Source organism: Alcaligenes nematophilus (assembly GCF_026344155.1).
GTDB classification, from domain to species: domain Bacteria; phylum Pseudomonadota; class Gammaproteobacteria; order Burkholderiales; family Burkholderiaceae_B; genus Alcaligenes; species Alcaligenes phenolicus.
Window position 1 is genome coordinate 479,439 of sequence record NZ_JAPKMZ010000002.1, and the last position, 16,272, is coordinate 495,710.

At 55.3% G+C, this 16,272-nt stretch carries 14 protein-coding genes and 1 pseudogene; all 15 read right to left on the reverse strand.

Translation table 11 applies throughout. The annotated features are described in order from the left end of the window. Positions 1 to 20: 20 nt before the first annotated feature. The 15 genes and pseudogenes from OSH04_RS07325 to OSH04_RS07390 all read right to left on the reverse strand — a co-directional run bounded on the left by OSH04_RS07325 (position 21) and on the right by OSH04_RS07390 (position 16,227). Positions 21 to 2,444 (reverse strand): efflux RND transporter permease subunit, encoded by a 2,424-nt coding sequence (locus tag OSH04_RS07325; protein WP_052159356.1) that lies wholly within the window; start codon positions 2,442 to 2,444, stop codon positions 21 to 23. Further along, positions 2,441 to 3,538: a WD40/YVTN/BNR-like repeat-containing protein gene (locus OSH04_RS07330; RefSeq protein WP_266108183.1), complete on the reverse strand. Its 1,098-nt coding sequence runs from the start codon at positions 3,536 to 3,538 to the stop codon at positions 2,441 to 2,443. The genes OSH04_RS07325 and OSH04_RS07330 overlap by 4 nt, the downstream gene beginning before the upstream one ends. Positions 3,539 to 3,579: 41 nt before the next feature. Further along, positions 3,580 to 4,935 carry a DUF1329 domain-containing protein gene (locus tag OSH04_RS07335; RefSeq protein ID WP_266108184.1) on the reverse strand — a complete coding sequence of 452 codons (1,356 nt, stop codon included), beginning with the start codon at positions 4,933 to 4,935 and terminating at the stop codon, positions 3,580 to 3,582. Between the two features lie 13 nt (positions 4,936 to 4,948). Then, a complete protein-coding gene (locus OSH04_RS07340; RefSeq protein WP_235332482.1) occupies positions 4,949 to 6,628 on the reverse strand; it encodes a DUF1302 domain-containing protein in 1,680 nt (559 codons plus the stop codon). A gap of 420 nt (positions 6,629 to 7,048) precedes the next feature. Continuing rightward, positions 7,049 to 7,777, reverse strand: a complete 729-nt coding sequence (locus tag OSH04_RS07345) for an FCD domain-containing protein (RefSeq protein ID WP_266108186.1) — start codon at positions 7,775 to 7,777, stop codon at positions 7,049 to 7,051. 204 nt (positions 7,778 to 7,981) lie between these two features. Beyond that, the gene (locus tag OSH04_RS07350) at positions 7,982 to 8,470 is read right to left on the reverse strand and encodes a nuclear transport factor 2 family protein (protein ID WP_052159358.1); all 489 of its coding nucleotides are present in this window, start codon (positions 8,468 to 8,470) and stop codon (positions 7,982 to 7,984) included. Positions 8,471 to 8,540: 70 nt separating this feature from the next. After that, a complete protein-coding gene (locus OSH04_RS07355) occupies positions 8,541 to 9,329 on the reverse strand; it encodes an FAD-binding oxidoreductase (RefSeq protein WP_052159359.1) in 789 nt (262 codons plus the stop codon). 6 nt (positions 9,330 to 9,335) lie between these two features. Then, a pseudogene (locus tag OSH04_RS19735) lies at positions 9,336 to 9,593 on the reverse strand (2Fe-2S iron-sulfur cluster-binding protein); the annotation flags it as partial. 4 nt (positions 9,594 to 9,597) lie between these two features. Continuing rightward, entirely contained in the window at positions 9,598 to 10,611 is a 1,014-nt protein-coding gene (dmpG, locus tag OSH04_RS07360; protein ID WP_035271301.1) for a 4-hydroxy-2-oxovalerate aldolase, read from the reverse strand. A 20-nt stretch (positions 10,612 to 10,631) separates the two neighbouring features. Then, positions 10,632 to 11,585, reverse strand: coding sequence for an acetaldehyde dehydrogenase (acetylating) (locus OSH04_RS07365; RefSeq protein WP_035271303.1), 954 nt, complete (start codon positions 11,583 to 11,585; stop codon positions 10,632 to 10,634). A gap of 104 nt (positions 11,586 to 11,689) precedes the next feature. Then, a complete protein-coding gene (locus tag OSH04_RS07370) occupies positions 11,690 to 12,469 on the reverse strand; it encodes a 2-keto-4-pentenoate hydratase (RefSeq protein WP_254002658.1) in 780 nt (259 codons plus the stop codon). Positions 12,470 to 12,487: 18 nt separating this feature from the next. Then, on the reverse strand, positions 12,488 to 13,525 hold the full coding sequence (locus tag OSH04_RS07375) for an NAD(P)H-dependent flavin oxidoreductase (RefSeq protein WP_080748032.1): 1,038 nt from the start codon (positions 13,523 to 13,525) through the stop codon (positions 12,488 to 12,490). Then, complete coding sequence (hcaB, locus tag OSH04_RS07380; RefSeq protein ID WP_035271306.1) at positions 13,522 to 14,349, reverse strand: 3-(cis-5,6-dihydroxycyclohexa-1,3-dien-1-yl)propanoate dehydrogenase; 828 nt, start codon at positions 14,347 to 14,349, stop codon at positions 13,522 to 13,524. Before hcaB ends, OSH04_RS07375 begins: the two co-directional genes overlap by 4 nt. A gap of 4 nt (positions 14,350 to 14,353) precedes the next feature. After that, the gene (locus OSH04_RS07385) at positions 14,354 to 14,905 is read right to left on the reverse strand and encodes a 3-phenylpropionate/cinnamic acid dioxygenase subunit beta (protein WP_080748033.1); all 552 of its coding nucleotides are present in this window, start codon (positions 14,903 to 14,905) and stop codon (positions 14,354 to 14,356) included. Beyond that, positions 14,902 to 16,227, reverse strand: a complete 1,326-nt coding sequence (locus OSH04_RS07390) for an SRPBCC family protein (protein WP_266108188.1) — start codon at positions 16,225 to 16,227, stop codon at positions 14,902 to 14,904. The genes OSH04_RS07385 and OSH04_RS07390 overlap by 4 nt, the downstream gene beginning before the upstream one ends. Positions 16,228 to 16,272 lie beyond the last annotated feature (45 nt).

Consider the following 16,272-nt stretch of genomic DNA (forward strand, 5'->3'; position numbering starts at 1 on the left):
AAAAGGACACTGGACTTCATTCAGACTTTGGCAGGAGCAAGTACACCTTGGTTAAGCGCTGCGCTCTGAACCTGAGCCGGGCGCAACAAGAAACAAGCCAAGGCTGGTAACAAGAGCAAGGCACCCAACATGTTCCACAAAAACATGAACGCCAATAAAATGCCCATATCAGCCTGAAACTTGATCGGACTCAACACCCAGGTTGCGACGCCTGCTGCCAGGGTCACACCCGTTAACATGACCACTTTTCCGGTAAACAAGAGTGCTCGGTAATAGGCTTCAGATAAGCTCATGCCCTCGCGCAACCGTGCCAAAAGAACGGACAGGATGTACAAGGCATAATCCACCCCGATTCCCACACCCAGGGCAATAACTGGCAAGGTAGCAACCTTCACTCCCATGCCCAGAGCAACCATCAGGGCCTCTGCTAACAAAGAAGTCAGCACCAGCGGTAGAACTGCCACTACGACCGCCCGCCAAGACCGGAATGCAAGATAGGCCAGCAGTACTACTGCGCTGTAAACCAGCCACAACATCTTGCCCCAAGCATCTTGCACAACAATGTTGGCCGCCGCTTCTATCCCCGCCGAGCCAGCAGCCAGCAAGAACTGTGTGTCCGAAGTGTTGTTCTGATGCGCGAACGCCTCGACATGAGCCACCACATCGGCCAGGGTGCGGGCCTTGTGATCCTTCAAGTACACATACATCGTCAACAAACTGCAGGCGTCGTTGTACAAACCACGAGGCGCATTAGCCGTCACGGAGTTGATGCTGTCCTGGCTGGGCATCAGCTCGTACCATTTGGGATTGCCTTCATTTAGCCCCGTCAACATGCGCCGGTTCAACAAAGCCAAGGTATTGGTGGACTCCACGCCTTCTAACTGGCGCAGACTCCACTCCAGTTCATCCACCTTTTGCACCGTATCAAGCTGCGTACACTGCCCCTGCGGCGTACGCACCATGACGGCCAGCACATCACTGGAGGCACCGTAGGCTGCATTAATAAAAGCGACATCCCGGTTGTAGCGACTGTCAGCCCGCAACTCAGGGGCACCGGGGTCCAGATCGCCAATAGACAGCCGGGTACTCAACGTGGCCCCAAAAAGAAACATCAAACCGGCAGCAGCCAAGGCCCACCGAGCCCAGCGACGCTGAGTGAACTTGTCCAGAAACACCCATAGCCGCGCCCGATTCTGATCGGACTCCTCGCTCTCAGCGGTACGCAGACTACGTGCAGCTGCTGTTGGACTAACGCCGGTATAACTGAGCAACACGGGTAGCAAAATGAGATTGGTAAAAATCAAAGCGGCCACACCGATAGAGGCTGCAATGGCCAGCTCCCGGATAGACTGAATATCAATCACCAGCAGCACGCCGAAACCCACGGCATCAGCCAGCAAAGCAGTCAACCCAGCCATAAACAGGCGTCGAAAGGTATAGCGCGCCGCTATCAGACGATGCGTCCCCCGACCCATATCCTGCATGATGCCGTTCATCTTTTGCGCCCCATGGCTCATGCCAATGGCAAACACTAGAAACGGCACCAAAATGGAATAAGGATCCAAGGAATATCCCATCAACGGCAACAGCCCTAACTGCCAGACAACAGCAATCAATGAGGTGGCCACCACCAACAAGGTCGACCGTACGCAACGCGTGTACCAAAACACCATTGCGCCCGCGATCAGCACAGCGAACACAAAAAAACCCAGGACGTAACTGACGCCATCAATCATGTCTCCAGCAATCTTGGCAAAGCCGGTCATATGGACATGTACGCCCTTGCTTTCGTACTTGTTACGCAAGTCTTCCAAAGCTTGCGACAAGCGCCGATAATCCAACGGCGCGCCGTTGGCATCCTTATCCAGCAACGGTACAAAGATCAGGCTGGAGCGAGCATCGAATGCGACAATCTGGCCGATTTCTCCCGAACGAGCCACATTAGCCGCCAGCTCCTGCAAGCTGGCAGCCGAGCCGTTGTAGCCATCCGGAATCACCGGACCACCCTCCAACCCCTCTTCTGTTACAGCTGCCCAACGGGTCGCGGGTGTCCAGAGACTGCGTAGTCCTTGCCGGGCAACGCCGGGCAATAAATACAGTTCATCATTCAACTGTCGCAGCGTATCCAGGTACACAGGGTCATAGATATCGCCTCGAGGATTTTCCACAGCGACACGAATTGCATTACCCAGCCCGTAGAGCTGTTTTTCATAGCTCAGGAAGTTCTCAATAAACGGATGGGAAGTGGGAATACTTTTTTCAAAACTAGCCGTCAGCCGTAATTGACTAGCCTGCCAGCCCAAAAACAAGGTCACGATCGCACACAGCAGCACCACGATGCGCCGGTGGTTAAACAATGCACGCTCCACCCGAGACCCCGATGTGGCATCAAATTGCGACAAGTCCCGCAGCACAGGCAATATGTAGGAAGAATCAGACTTCATGGACGTGTTCTCATTTCTTTCAAAGACACAGGCAAACGCAGTACGCCCCCCACGCCATAAGCAATCACACTGCCATCAGGCAGGACCAAGGTCCCAGACAAAGGCGGCATGGGCTGGGTGAGCAAGGGAGCCATCACGCGCCCATCCGCGCTGGCGTACAGTTGCCCTGCCTGACTCGTAATCAGCACTGAACCATCGGGAGCTGAGACGGCGGCCGGCAGGGACGCCTCGGGGGCCCCTGCCACACGCGTCCACGTCGAGCCGCCATCTTGTGAGTGGAAAGCATTGCCACGCAAACCTACTGCCATCAACCCGCTGTCATTCAAGGCCAGGCCGAACCAACTACCCTCATAGGGACTTTGCAAAGCCTGAAAACGACGCCCCTTATCCCTGGAGACTTGCATCAAGCCTTGCTCTCCCCCAATAAAGACCTCTTTGCCTCGGGCCTGAATGGCGTACAGATGTAAACCGCCTGGGTTATGCAAGCGATCCATGGCATCGTTCCACGTCAGCCCACCATCACGGGTTTCGAAAAACAGGCCATAAGCGCCTACAACATAGCCGTGCTGAGCATCGACAAAACACAAGTCAAATAAAGGAGTATTACCGGCATCACTCGCCAAACTCCGGGCTACTCGAAGCTGTCTGGCGGCGGCCTCATCCTGCGGGTCGCGGCGCAAGCGCAGTTCCGCTGCTTGAACAGCCACCTGCGCCAGGCCTCGCCCATCAGTAACCAGCTCCCAACTCTCTCCCCCATCCGTAGTCTGCAAAATAACGCCGCCATGCCCGACCGCCCAACCATGATGCGTATTTGTGAATTGCACTGCGGTTAGCGTCACGCTCACCGGGACATTCCGTGCTTGTCGCCAGTTCACGCCACCGTCATCAGACAAGGCAATTACCCCGCGTTCACCCACGGCCACAATTCGCCCATCATCCAGCGCAGCAGCTAACAAAACGCTGCGCTGTACGGCTTTAACCGCCAAGGCAGGCCGATCCAACGCCGGGAACGCCGACTCAGCATGACCGCTAGCAATGCTCAAAGATGCCAGCCCCAACGCCACCACCACCGGCCAATAAGTTCGCTTCTTCATCATGTCTCCATGCAACGCCGCTCTGGCTAAAGCCAGGGACATCAGCGCACGCCCTCCGCTGCCATCGCATCGGGCGTAAACATGAAGTCACGGTACTGTGAGGACTTGGGAACATACATACCGCGTCGTTCGTTCGGAAAACCCGTGACATACGAAGCGCCGTTGGTCAGGTCATAAACCCCCCAATTCACCTGCTCTGTGGCTGGAATATCAGACATCACCATGGGTAAGCCATAGGGCACACGGGCCAATTGACCGTTCGCGTCGTAACGCTCGGCAATCACAGCGTCCCAACTATCCTCATCAATGTAGTAACGGCTCTTGGGGGATGTATGGCGCTGCCCATTTTTCAGCTCAGCCTCCACCACCCAAACACGATGACGCTCCCATCGCACATGGTCCGGATTGATATGCTTGTCTCCCAACAATTCGCGGTCTGTATCAGGTTGCAAAATCCGGTTGGTGTTGTAGGGGATGTACATCTCCTTCTTACCTAACAGCTTCCAATCAAAACGATCCATGCGTCCGGTAAACACGCCGACCTCATCAAAACTGGCAATACCCGCCGAAAAAGGCGTGGGTGTGTCACAGCACGAGTTGGGCAACTTACGCACTCGCCGCTGCCCCGTCAGATAGACCCAGGTAGCAGATTTGGACTCATCCAGATTCATCCGTCCAGTGATTGCCTCTCCGGCCCGAATAGCTGGCCCTTTGGTCAAGGAGCGGATCAGGTAGTATTCGTCATTAAATTTGTCTGGGGCCTGAGAGTAGTACGGCATCCACATCGAGTTTTCGGCATCCAGCACATTGATCCACTGCCCATCCGAAGTCAGTTGATATCCTTTGGCTTCCAGATACCAAGCGTCACCACGCCAGCGAAGTTGATGGTTCCACATCACCTCCAGGCCCGATTTGGGTATAGGAAATGGCACTCCTCCGTATGCCCCCTCAGGCAATAGACCGGCCGCTCCCTCTTTTAACTGCGCATTGACAGCATTACGGGCGGTATTGTCATAAACCCATTGCGGCGCAATGGCCGTACGGTGAGTCTTGTAGACATCGAGTCGGAACGTTTCGGGGTACTTCTGAATCAGCGCCTTCGTACCCTCTGTTAAATAATCCGCATGCTGGGCCATATTCTTGGCATCTACCGAGAACAACGGTTTCTCGTCAGCAAAAGGGTCCTGCCTGCGCCCTTGCACAATTCCGGCATTGGGCGTGGCTGCCCCAGTCCAGGCAGGGATGCTGCCATCCTGATTACCTGCACGCTCTGCCCCCATGGGCGTTAGGGTCGTCCCCAATGCTGCGGCTTCTTCGGGGGGGACGGCAGCATAGCTACCTGCCGTGGCTAAAGACAGCACCAGCATCAGTGCGGATTTGAACTGCATCGACTTCATGGTGTATCTCCAATCAAAAGGAATAGCGCAAAGAGGCTGCGATAAAGTCGCGATCTCTAAGGGACTGTTGCCAACCAAACACCCCGTCAGAACTCATGAAAGAAGAGGAAGGCCCGTAGTAGTGCGTATATGCCAGTGTGAAACGCCAGGCGTCGCGAAAGCTGGCATTAATGCCAATGTTTATGTCCCCGCCCCCTTCAGGTGTCCAGGCGTTCGGGCTGCCTGCCGCCAATGGGCGGGAACCTTTTGGCGCCCAACTCATACCCATTGGCACGCTGATATCCACGCCGGGAAACACGTTGCGGTACATAGGCTCGAAGACAAAGCGCAGTTGAAAGCCGTCGCGGGTGCCCCGCACATCGGCCGCATCCGGGTTTTTTGTGATCTTCAACACGCGGTTCCAGGCCGCTTCCGCCGTCAGGTTCGCCTCACGCCATAGCGACGTCGCCGGCAAAGAAGCAATCGTGGAAATATTGATGTGTGCCGTATCACCCACGGCATAAGCGGGGTTGTGGCGATTATTGCTGAATGGCTCACCGGTCAAGGCACTGGCATCAATGCCCCGGTTGGTCGCCAGATCCTGGTTATGACGTATCGAACCTTCAATCGCAATATTGAAGTTATCGAAGGTCCGGCTGGCACTGGCACCCACTGCGGTAATCGCCTCCTGGTATGCCAAGTAGTAGCCTGTTGGCATAGGCCCTTGTGGCGTTACACCCAGGACGGGGATCACTTGCGGAGTTTTGCTGTGATAACGGATGGCATACAAGCCCAAGTCTGTTTCATCCAGACGCAGCTTCAATTGCAAGCCGCCCTGCCCAGAGTTGCGTGCCCGGGCATCCGCCAAGCGTCGTGCGGGCGGCAAGCCTGGCGCAACCATCAAGGTTTCACTACCCGCCGCTGTGTCGTTATCAGAGAAATAAGAGCCTGCCAGCGGAACCTTGCTTTCAGCCCATTGGAACTGGTAGTACGCACCCACAGACACTTGCGGACCGAGCTGAATCTGCCCTGAAATTTGCGGTACTGGACGGATCGCTTCCTTGAACTGCGTACCCGGCACAGAAGCCAGTTTGACGGCATCAATCGGCATTTGTCCGCCGGCAATGGCGTTAGCGCCAAAAAAGAGACTTTCTCCCCAGATCAGGGAATGCCGACCCGCACGCAGCGTAGCCGCGCCATTGTCCATATCAAACTTGCCAAACACAAACGCGTCGAGCAGTTCCACATTACGGCCATGCTTGACCCGGACATCATTCGTGAAACGGTTGTAGGCCACGGAAGTCTGATTGGGAAAGGCGCCCCCTGCCAGACCTGGATTGTCATTTGACTCGTTGTAGACGCTGTCGTAATAGGCCGCCCCACTGACCCGCAGGCCAAAACGACGCTGCCACATCACGTCCATCTCGCTGAACAAATCCAGTCGGTTGGAGATCAGTCCACGACCAAAATTACGGTTGCCATCGTCATTATTGGGATTGGACAACAAGTCCGACGAAGCTGACTTCAGGCGAAACGCATTGCTGTACTTGACGGTCGTATCCCACCGCACCGTCATATCGGGATTGCCGACATCAATTTCGAAGCCTTGGGCAGGCACGGCAAGCGCAATCCCTAGCGCTAGCGCCCCCCCTCTAAACGCACAGAGGCGTTTTAATGCGCGGCGATCGTGCGCCGTCAGCGTTTTCTGTCTCACTTTGTCTCCTTTATCGCGCCGATGCTGGCGCTTGGCAGTGTTCCGCGACCTCTGCGTGTCGCTCTACACCGTCCTTTTTCCCCACATCGCACGTAAAAGGAGAATGAGCCACCTAATAACAGACGATTAAGGATTTTGTATGGTAATTCCTATTTTATGGATTTTCAACAAATAAAATCGATAAAAATAAAATATACCCACTTTTATGGAGACAAGAGCCAGTTTTCATTTTTTGTCGCAGGTGTCGCCCGCTCCTTGCCGCCAGACGCAAAGAACCCAAAAACAAGCAAAAATAAAAGATTGATGTGTCGTACTCGCCACTTGCTACAAACTGAACAAACAAAAAAAAACCCACCTTAATGGTGGGCTTTGACATATAAATGGGTCCCGCGACATACGGGCAGGTGATAGGTAAGGGGCCTAAGAATGCTGCATCGACTTGTCATCGACAGCCTCGGCATCGACCGGGAATGCCTTATCGAAAGCCAGAAGGGCAAACTCTGCAGAACGGGCAAAGTGCTCAGAAATCAGCTCCTGCGCCAAGGGCGCATCACGGGAAATCACCGCATCAGCAAGCTGTTTGTGCTCATCCAGGGTAGCCCGGTCTTCAAGCGTGGTATTACGCAAAGACAAGTTGTGATAACGAGCTAATTTCTCACGTACTAGACGACACAACTGGAGCGTCGTAGGCGACTGACAGCCCGCCAGCAGGGACTCGTGAAACGCATTATGCGCAAGCAACCAATCGTCAAACAGCTCGGGGGAAGTAGGAATCGTGGTTTTGGACAGCCGATGATAATGGCTGACCACATTGGACTCCCAATCGATACCACCACGCTCAATCGCACGGCGTACGGCAATGCAGTCCAGATCGATCCTCGTCTGGGTCAGATCTTGCAGTTCCTCACGCGAAACGGGCGCAACACGAAAGCCCCGCTGCTCCTGAAACTCGACCAGCCCATCGCTCGTCAAGCGCGACAAAGCCTCACGAATGGCAGTTGCGCCAATTTCGTAGCGTTTACCCAGCGCTTGAATGCGCAGACGTTGTTCCGGCAGCAATGCCCCTGTGACAATATCCGCACGCAGACGCTGAAAAGCCAGCGTTGTTAGACTGCTGGAAGAGGAGGAAGACAGCTCGGCAGTCCCCATGGTGTGTACGACTTAACATTACGATACGCACCTAAACACGTATCGTTGGTTACAAGACCGCCGGGAAGCGGCGGCGGCACGAATTATCGCTTATTTAGGATTTAAGATCAATAAATCCATAATTTAGTTTTTTCTACATAAAACGATGAATTCGCGCATCGCACAGAACAGAAGACCGGTGAGCTGCCTGAACCAGACTTGACGCTAATTTGCCAAATCGGGATTGAAAATCATGGCAATGCGTCGCTCGCTGATGCGCCAGCCTTCTTCTGTAAACACGTAAGTATCGTGATAATCCGCCACAATAGGCATCGGTGTTGTCGAGACGCCCCGCGCGGCTTCCTCTCCAAAGTTTTTAAAACACACAACATAGCAAAGCCCAGTCGCGCTGCCATCGGCATTCAGAGTAATACGAATATTGCTGCAGCAATGCCGTGTACGCATTGCTGGCCGGGTGCTTAAGGACGCCAAAATAGCATCACGCCCTTGCACAGCCTCACCCGTGGCCGCCACGATAGTGGCATCAGGGGTAAACACATCCACAACCCGTACATAATCGTCGGCATCCAGCGCGTTGGCAAACTCAACACATAGCTGCGTGCAAGCAGCCTCAAAATCAGCTTGTCCGCCCACCTGAGCAGAAGAAGGATCGGAATGACTGCTCTGCGTTTGCTGCGATAAGGACTGCATCATTTTTCCTCAAGGTGACACGGACGCTTCACACGCCCGTCATTCAAAATAAAATCTCATGACTAAAGCGTGCCTATGCCACCACCGGTGGCACGGACGGTGCAGTCACAAAAGCATCACTGAAAAAAACACTTTCCGGCAGGGCGGCCTGCTCCACAAAGCTTGTTCTTGCCGCATCAACCATCAGGGGATTACCGCAGGCATAGACCTCGACACTGGCCATATCCTGAAAATCGTGCAAAACCGCCTCATGAACCAAGCCGCAACGCCCTTGCCAATCAGGTTCAGGCTCCGACAAGACAGGCACAAAGCGCAGGTTGCCCACTTGCTCGCACAGGGCAAGCACCTCATCCCAGGCATAAATGTCTTCCCGACGGCGGGCTCCCCAATACAAATGGCCCCCTCTGGCCGCCAACTCGGCCCCATGCGACTTCAACATCGCGGCAATCGGGGCGTACCCCGTCCCCGAAGCCAGCAAAATGACGGGGCAGGAAGCGGCAGACAAGCGAAAACTGCCGAAAGGACCTTCCACGCGCAGCAAGTCACGGACCTTCAGCGTCTGATAGACATGTTGTGAGAAACGTCCGCCTGGCATCACTCGCACGTGCCATTCAATCAAACCCGAACTATCCGGAATATTGGCCATCGAGTAACTACGCCGCGAACCATCACGCAAGATGACATCCACATACTGCCCGGCAACAAAACTGAACCCTGCCGAGGCTGGGGCCTGCAATGTCACGATCGTCACATCAGAACTGACTCTGTCGGCAGAGACGACCCGCGCACCAAACTGGCTGATCCGTTGTCCGGGTTCAAGAGGGACCTCGGGGGCATGAACCACAATATCCCCACTGGGCATTGCCACGCAGGTCAAGCAATGCCCTGGAACCATGCCACTTGGCTCAAAGCCTTTTGGATAATGAACCGCCCCCTCTATCAAAGGAGCGGAGCAGGACTGACACTCCCCCCGTCGGCAACTGTGTTTGGGGAAGTAGCCTGCCCCCATAGCAACATCCAAAATACTCACACCGGGTGGACAGACCAGCCTGACTCCTGCCGGAGCAAAAGTCACACTTGATGCCTGAACATGGCTAATATCAGCGGCTATTTGATTGTCGGCCATAGAACTATGCTGCCCGCGCTTTCAGATCAAGCGCCACATCAACAATCATGTCTTCCTGGCCACCCACCATACGACGTCGCCCCAGTTCGACCAGAATATCGACAGTTTTCAAACCATACTGGCGTGCAGCCGCTTCAGCATGCAGCAGGAAGCTGGAATAGACTCCGGCATATCCCAAAGCCAAGGATTCACGGTCCACCCGCACAGGCCTGCCCTGCAAGGGCCGTACAATATCGTCAGCCGCATCCATCAAGCGGAACAAGTCTGTGCCGTGGTTCCAGCCCAAGCGTTCAGCAGCGGCAATAAACACCTCCAAAGGCGCATTGCCTGCCCCTGCCCCCATCCCTGCCAAGCTGGCATCAACACGATCGCAGCCCTCCTCCACCGCCACAATGGAATTGGCCACGCCCAAGCCCAGGTTGTGGTGAGCATGCATACCTGTTTGTGTACGCGGATCGAGCACTTCTTTGAATGCCCGAAAACGGTCGCGTACTCCATCCATGGTCAAGGCTCCACCCGAGTCCACCACGTATACACAGTTCGCCCCGTAACCTTCCATCAGCTTGGCCTGTTGTGCCAGCTTTTCGGGCGTGGTCATGTGACTCATCATCAGAAAACCGACGGCATCCATGCCCAGCTCACGCGCATAGTCAATATGCTGGCTGGAAATATCCGCCTCTGTGCAATGGGTGGCAACACGTAAAACCCGGGCACCGGCATCGTAGGCCGCACGAATGTCATGCATGGTGCCAATACCGGGTAATAACAGGGTGGTGACCTTGGCATGCGAGACCTCCTGTGCCACGGCCTCAATCCACTCCAGATCGGTATGTGCCCCAAAACCATAATTGAAGGAAGAACCCTGCAAGCCATCGCCATGCGCTACTTCAATGGAGTCCACCCGTGCCGCATCCAGCTCCCGAGCGATTGCCTTGACTTGCTCAATACTGTATTGATGACGAACAGCATGCGAACCATCTCGCAAGGTCACATCGGAAATATAAAGTTTGCGATTCATTTTTTGTCTCCGCCTGCCGCTCAATCAAGCGCTGCGTAGGCGCCAAGCTCGCGCACGGCCAGTTTCTCGGCAGCCGCCAGCGCGGCCGATGTCATGATATCCAGATTGCCCGCATAGGCAGGTAAGTAATGCGCGGCCCCCTCAACCTCCAGGAATACCGAGGTTTTCAGACCGCTCATCAGGCCCACACCTGGCACGTTAAGTGGTCGGCTCTGGTCAAACGTCTCGAATTGCACACGTTGCTTGAGGCGATAACCCGGTACATAAGCATTGACGCGTGCAACCATCTCCTCAATCGAGGACTCGATACGTGCCGTATCCGCCAACGCAGACAAGGTATAGACGGTATCGCGCATCAACAACGGCGGTTCGGCTGGATTGAGCACAATAATGGCCTTGCCCTGTCGAGCGCCGCCCACGGCTTCCAACGCCCTTGAGGTGGTTTCAGTGAATTCGTCAATGTTGGCGCGGGTTCCAGGTCCAGCCGAGCGACTGGAAATCGAGGCCACAATCTCGGCGTAATGAACTGGCGCTACGGAGGCAACTGCCGCCACTACTGGAATAGTGGCCTGACCACCGCAGGTCACCATATTCAGATTCAAGGCATCGAGTTGTTCATCCAGATTAACTACAGGGACGCAATAAGGGCCGATTGCAGCAGGTGTTAAATCCACCATTCGAATACCCGGTTTCACGGCTCGCAGCACGCGATCATTCTCGACATGCGCCCCCGCCGAAGTGGCATCAAACACCAAGCCGATATCCGAAAACTCTTGCATAGCAGCCAAGCCAGCAGCCCCAGTCGCGCAGGTCGTAACCCCTAATCGCGCTGCCCGCTTGAGGCCATCTGAATCTGGGTCTATCCCGACCATGACTGCCATCTCCAGATGACGGCCATGACGCAGGATCTTGATCATCAGGTCAGTACCAATATTCCCGGAACCGATGATGGCGGTTTTGATCTTTCGTGTCATGATGACTTCCCGTATTGAGAAACTTCGTCGCGCCCAGCGCGGATAAATGACGTAGAAGTGGTGTAGCAAAAACGTACGCCACTTCGGCCTGGCACTGGCATCGCTCAGTCAGTCTGGCAACTCACCGTGCCCAGCCCTTGCACCTCAAGGAATAGAGAACTTCCTGTGGTAACAGGAACCATGGGACCCAATGCGCCAGACAACACCACATCACCGGCGCGCAGAGTCTGGCCCAACGCTGTCATCTTGCTGGCCAGCCACCAGGCCGCATGCAAGGGGTGCCCCAAACAGGCGGCGCCCGTCCCCTCAGACACAAGCTGACCGTTGCACTCAAAACGCATGACACAGTCCCGCAAAGACAGGTCAGTCAAACGCTTGGGATCGGTACCTAGCACGTACAGGCCGCAAGAAGCGTTATCTGCCACGGTATCGGCAAGCGTGATGCGCCAATCCTGAATCGCGCTGTCCACGATCTCGATAGCAGGCAGGACGTACTCAATAGCATTCAGAAACCGCCCCCAGGTCAGTTCTCCGCTCAAGTCCCGCCCCAGTACTATCGCCACTTCCCCTTCTGCCTTGGGTTGCATCAAACGGCTGACCGGCACAGTGGCACCGCAGACAAACTCCATATCCGTAAACAACACCCCAAAGTCCGGCTGATCCACACCGAGCTGCTTTTGCACGGCATGGGAAGTCAAACCAACTTTCCAGCCACTAATCACACGGCCTTCACTCAAGGCCCGTTGCGTATTGATAGCGGCGACCTCATAAGCCGCTTGCAGTCCCTCAATACCCAAGGTCTGCGAAATGGGTGCAATCGTCTCTTTGTTGCGGCGCGCCTCATAGAGCGCTTGAGCCGCCTCCTGTACTGCCCTGCTATCCATGTTTCCCCCTTCCTTCATTTATTGTTCGCCTGGATGCATATGTTCCGCCCGAGCGTATTGTTTGAGTAAAGCCGGAAGCCGCTGAGCCTCGTCTCGCAGCACCGCTGCATACTCCACGGCCAGACTCTGGACCACTTGCTCGACCGAATACAAACCATCCACCGCCCCCACGCCATGCCCTGCCGACCACACATGCTTCCATGCTTTAGGCGCAGCAATGATGTCGCCCGAAAAATCAATTTTCTTTTCTTCCTTCAACTGCTCGGGTGTAAAACCTGCTGCCACCAGCGTTGGTTTGAGCCAGTTGGCAGGCACCCCTGAAACCGCACTGGACAGCTCCAGATCCTCCATGCCGCATTGCACGACCAACTCCTGATAATCCGCCGTCGCCATGCTTTCGTGGGTCGCAATAAGACGAGTCCCCACCACAGCAAAATCCGCCCCTAGTAATTGAGCGGTACGGACGTGAGCACCGCTGGAGATAGCACCGGCCAGACCGATAGGCCCGCTCCAGAACTGGCGCACTTCTTCCAGAAAGGCAAAGGGGTGATATCGTCCGGTATGGCCACCCGCACCACTGCTCACCAGCACCAAGCCATCTACACCGGCGTCGATCGCTTTGCGGGCCAAGGTGGGGCTGATGACGTCAGCCATGACAAGACCGCCATACCCATGAACGGACTCCATCACACGCCGGGGGTTACCCAAAGCTGTCGTGACAATGCTGGGACGAAAACGCTTGACCAATTCCATTTCCGCATCAAAACGGTCATAGCTGCTGTGTACGATCAGGTTCAGTGCCCAAGGCGCCCCGCCACAGCGTGCGGCATGTTGACTGATCTGTTCCAGGTCCGCCTCCAGGGCGGCAATATCACGCGAATTCGAAGCGGTATAAGTGCCAACAATGCCAGCACTCAAGCTGGCACAGACCAGCCGCGAACCGGACACCAGGAACATGGGAGCCCCCATCACGGGCAGGCGTGCCTGAGCAAAAATCTGCCGCAACATTTCCTGTTCCGCCTGCCGTTTAAAGGCCGATGCCACTGTAGTACTCATGACTGCCCCGTTGCCGCGGACCGACGTGCTGGCCTGCCACGCACTTCCCAACCACCGTCGCTATGCACGATGGCTGCGGTCGTCGTAGAGGAATTGGCTCGTGAGGCCAGCAGAACATAATGCCCGCAGTGGTCTTCGGGTTGAGCCACAAAGCCCAAGGGCACCGCCCCGGCGACCGCCTCACCAAACCCGGGAATATCAGATAAATGCACATCCTGTTTACCCAGGGATGCCGGCCCTTTCAAGGGAGTCAGCGTGCCACCAGGAGCCACTGCATTGACTCGAATATCGGGCGCCAACTCATAAGCCAGTTGCCGCACCAGGCCCACACCCGCATGTTTGGAGGCCACGTAAACCGGACCACCTCCGCCGGCATAGGCGGCGGCATTGGACAAGGTAAAGATCATGCTGCCACGACTGGCCCGCAGAGCTGGCTCAGCCGCATAGGCGGCCATCAAGTAGCCCAGGACATTGACGTCAAAGACCTCCCGATACGTTTGCGCCAGTTGCTCCGCATCACCGAATCGTCTCAAAGGAGCGAAATGATCCCAAACGCCTGCATTGGCAACCAAGGTATCCAGCTTGCCAAAACGGCTCACTGTTGCCTCCACCGCCTGTGCATTAGCTTGTCCGGAACGCACATCGCCTACCGTCACCACGATCTGCTCGCCAAACTCCTGGCGTAGAGCATCTGCACTGGCTGCACTACGCACCAGCGCTCCTATTCCTCGAGCACCTTCAGCCAGAAACCGTCGTACGACAGCCAGCCCAATACCCGAATTGGCCCCGGTTACCAGGGCCACATCATCATTTAGCCAAGTCATGGAATCACAGGAATGTGTTGAGGTTCTTGGACATCAGCAAAGATTGCGTGATGAGGATCTTGCGGCGGGCAATGAGAAAGCTGCCGCCCTGCTGTCGCAGCACATCCTCGCGCCGCCCCAGCAGCAAATCGTTATCCGCCTCACCCCGACTGCGGTAATTAACGAACGTTGAGTGAACGACCAGCTCGCCAGCTTCTTCCCCGTACAACGCTTCCACATTACTGATGACATGCACATGGCGAGTGGGCGGATCCTCAGCCCAGGCCGAGGGCTGCCGGTAACGTGCGACGCGGCGCTCCAAATCAAGATGGCAATCATCAAAATAGGCACCACCTCCGGGAACATAAGCCCCGCGAGCACCTCCACGGCGACGGTTCTCGATTGCAGGCATCCAGTAATGAATGTCCTCGGTCATCAGAGCGAGCCATTGTTCCCACTGCTCGTCATCCAGCAAACGAGCTTCCCGATACAGGAACTGCTCAACCCGATGAGCTAGCTCGCGGTCTACCCGATCTCCTGGCTGACACGGCGCACCAACTTGAAAGGCGGCGTTCATATTGCCTCCTTGGCATCAGTCTCGTACTCGAAAGCTGTTTCTGATAGTTGAGCCGAATCCCTCTGCGGCACCTCGCTCCATGAGCGGGACTGCATCAAATCCAGCCAACGCTGGTAAAAGGCCCGGTGATTAGCTTCATTGACCTGGTTGCGATAGACATTACCCGGCAGACCACTATTTTCCAGTTGCGTGCCCCGTCCCAGCCCCATATACAAATCTTGTTGCCGAGTGACAAAGCCTGCATTGGTACGCGTCGAGAACTCAAAGTTTTCGCCATCATCCATTTCAAACACGCCCGAAGGAGAGAATGTCATCATGGCCCCTTTACGCCAGCGGTCTTTGATATCGGCAGGCGCACTCTTGTTCACCAAGGTCCAGGTATGGAGCTCGATTTTTCCCGGGCCACGCGGGTGCCAGACACGGAACGTATTTTGGCCCGGCAGGAAAGAGAGATTAGGAAAGACGCCGGCCGATGAAATCGACCCGATCATTTTGGATCGAAGCTCGCCCAGGCGTCGTGCCACCTCGGGCTGAAGGCGATAAAGATATTTACGGATTTCCTTATCACCCAAGGTGGCTGCATTGCCGACGGTGTCCAGATTGAACTCCCAGCCATGGCCGTTGAAATTGACATGATAGGAATCCGGATCTTTATAAACCTCGGCAACCGGCCCTCCCAGCATTGCACGGGCGGCAGAGTCGTGGGTCCACAAAGCATGATAGATATCGCCAATAAAGTTCTCGACGGGTACCTTCCAGTTGCAGTTGATCACCGACTTCACGCAACCGCCAACAAACTCTGTCCCCTCGCCATCCATATCCAGGAGAACATCCAAGTAATAACGGAAGTCCCCCAGATAGGTGCTCAAAGGCGGCGCATCCGGATCCATATTGCCAAAAACCAAGCCTTTGTACGTGGCAACCTGAGCCACCGGATGCAGACCATGATCTTCCCGGTTCAAGCCACTTTCTTCAAACAGCTCCTGCCCTGCCATCCCACGCAAAGCACCGTCAATACCGAAGCTCCAGCCATGGTAATTACAAATAAACGTGCGTGCATTCCCCGCATCGGCAAAATTAATCTTGTTGCCCCGATGCGGACAGGTATTCAAAAAGGCCCTGATCGACCCATCTTTTTGTCGCACCACAATCACGTTGTCTTCCGCCATATAGGCAGTGACATAATCGCCCGGCTTGGGGAGCTGCGACTCATGCGCCAGAAACAGCCAACTACGCGCAAAAATCTTTTCTAACTCCTGCTCGTAAATGCGACTGTCCCAATAGACCCGACGGGACAGGCAGCCCGCTTCCAGATCAATCAAACGCTCCAAGCCATCCATAGGCTCGCTTACTTTATCTTTGCGCAA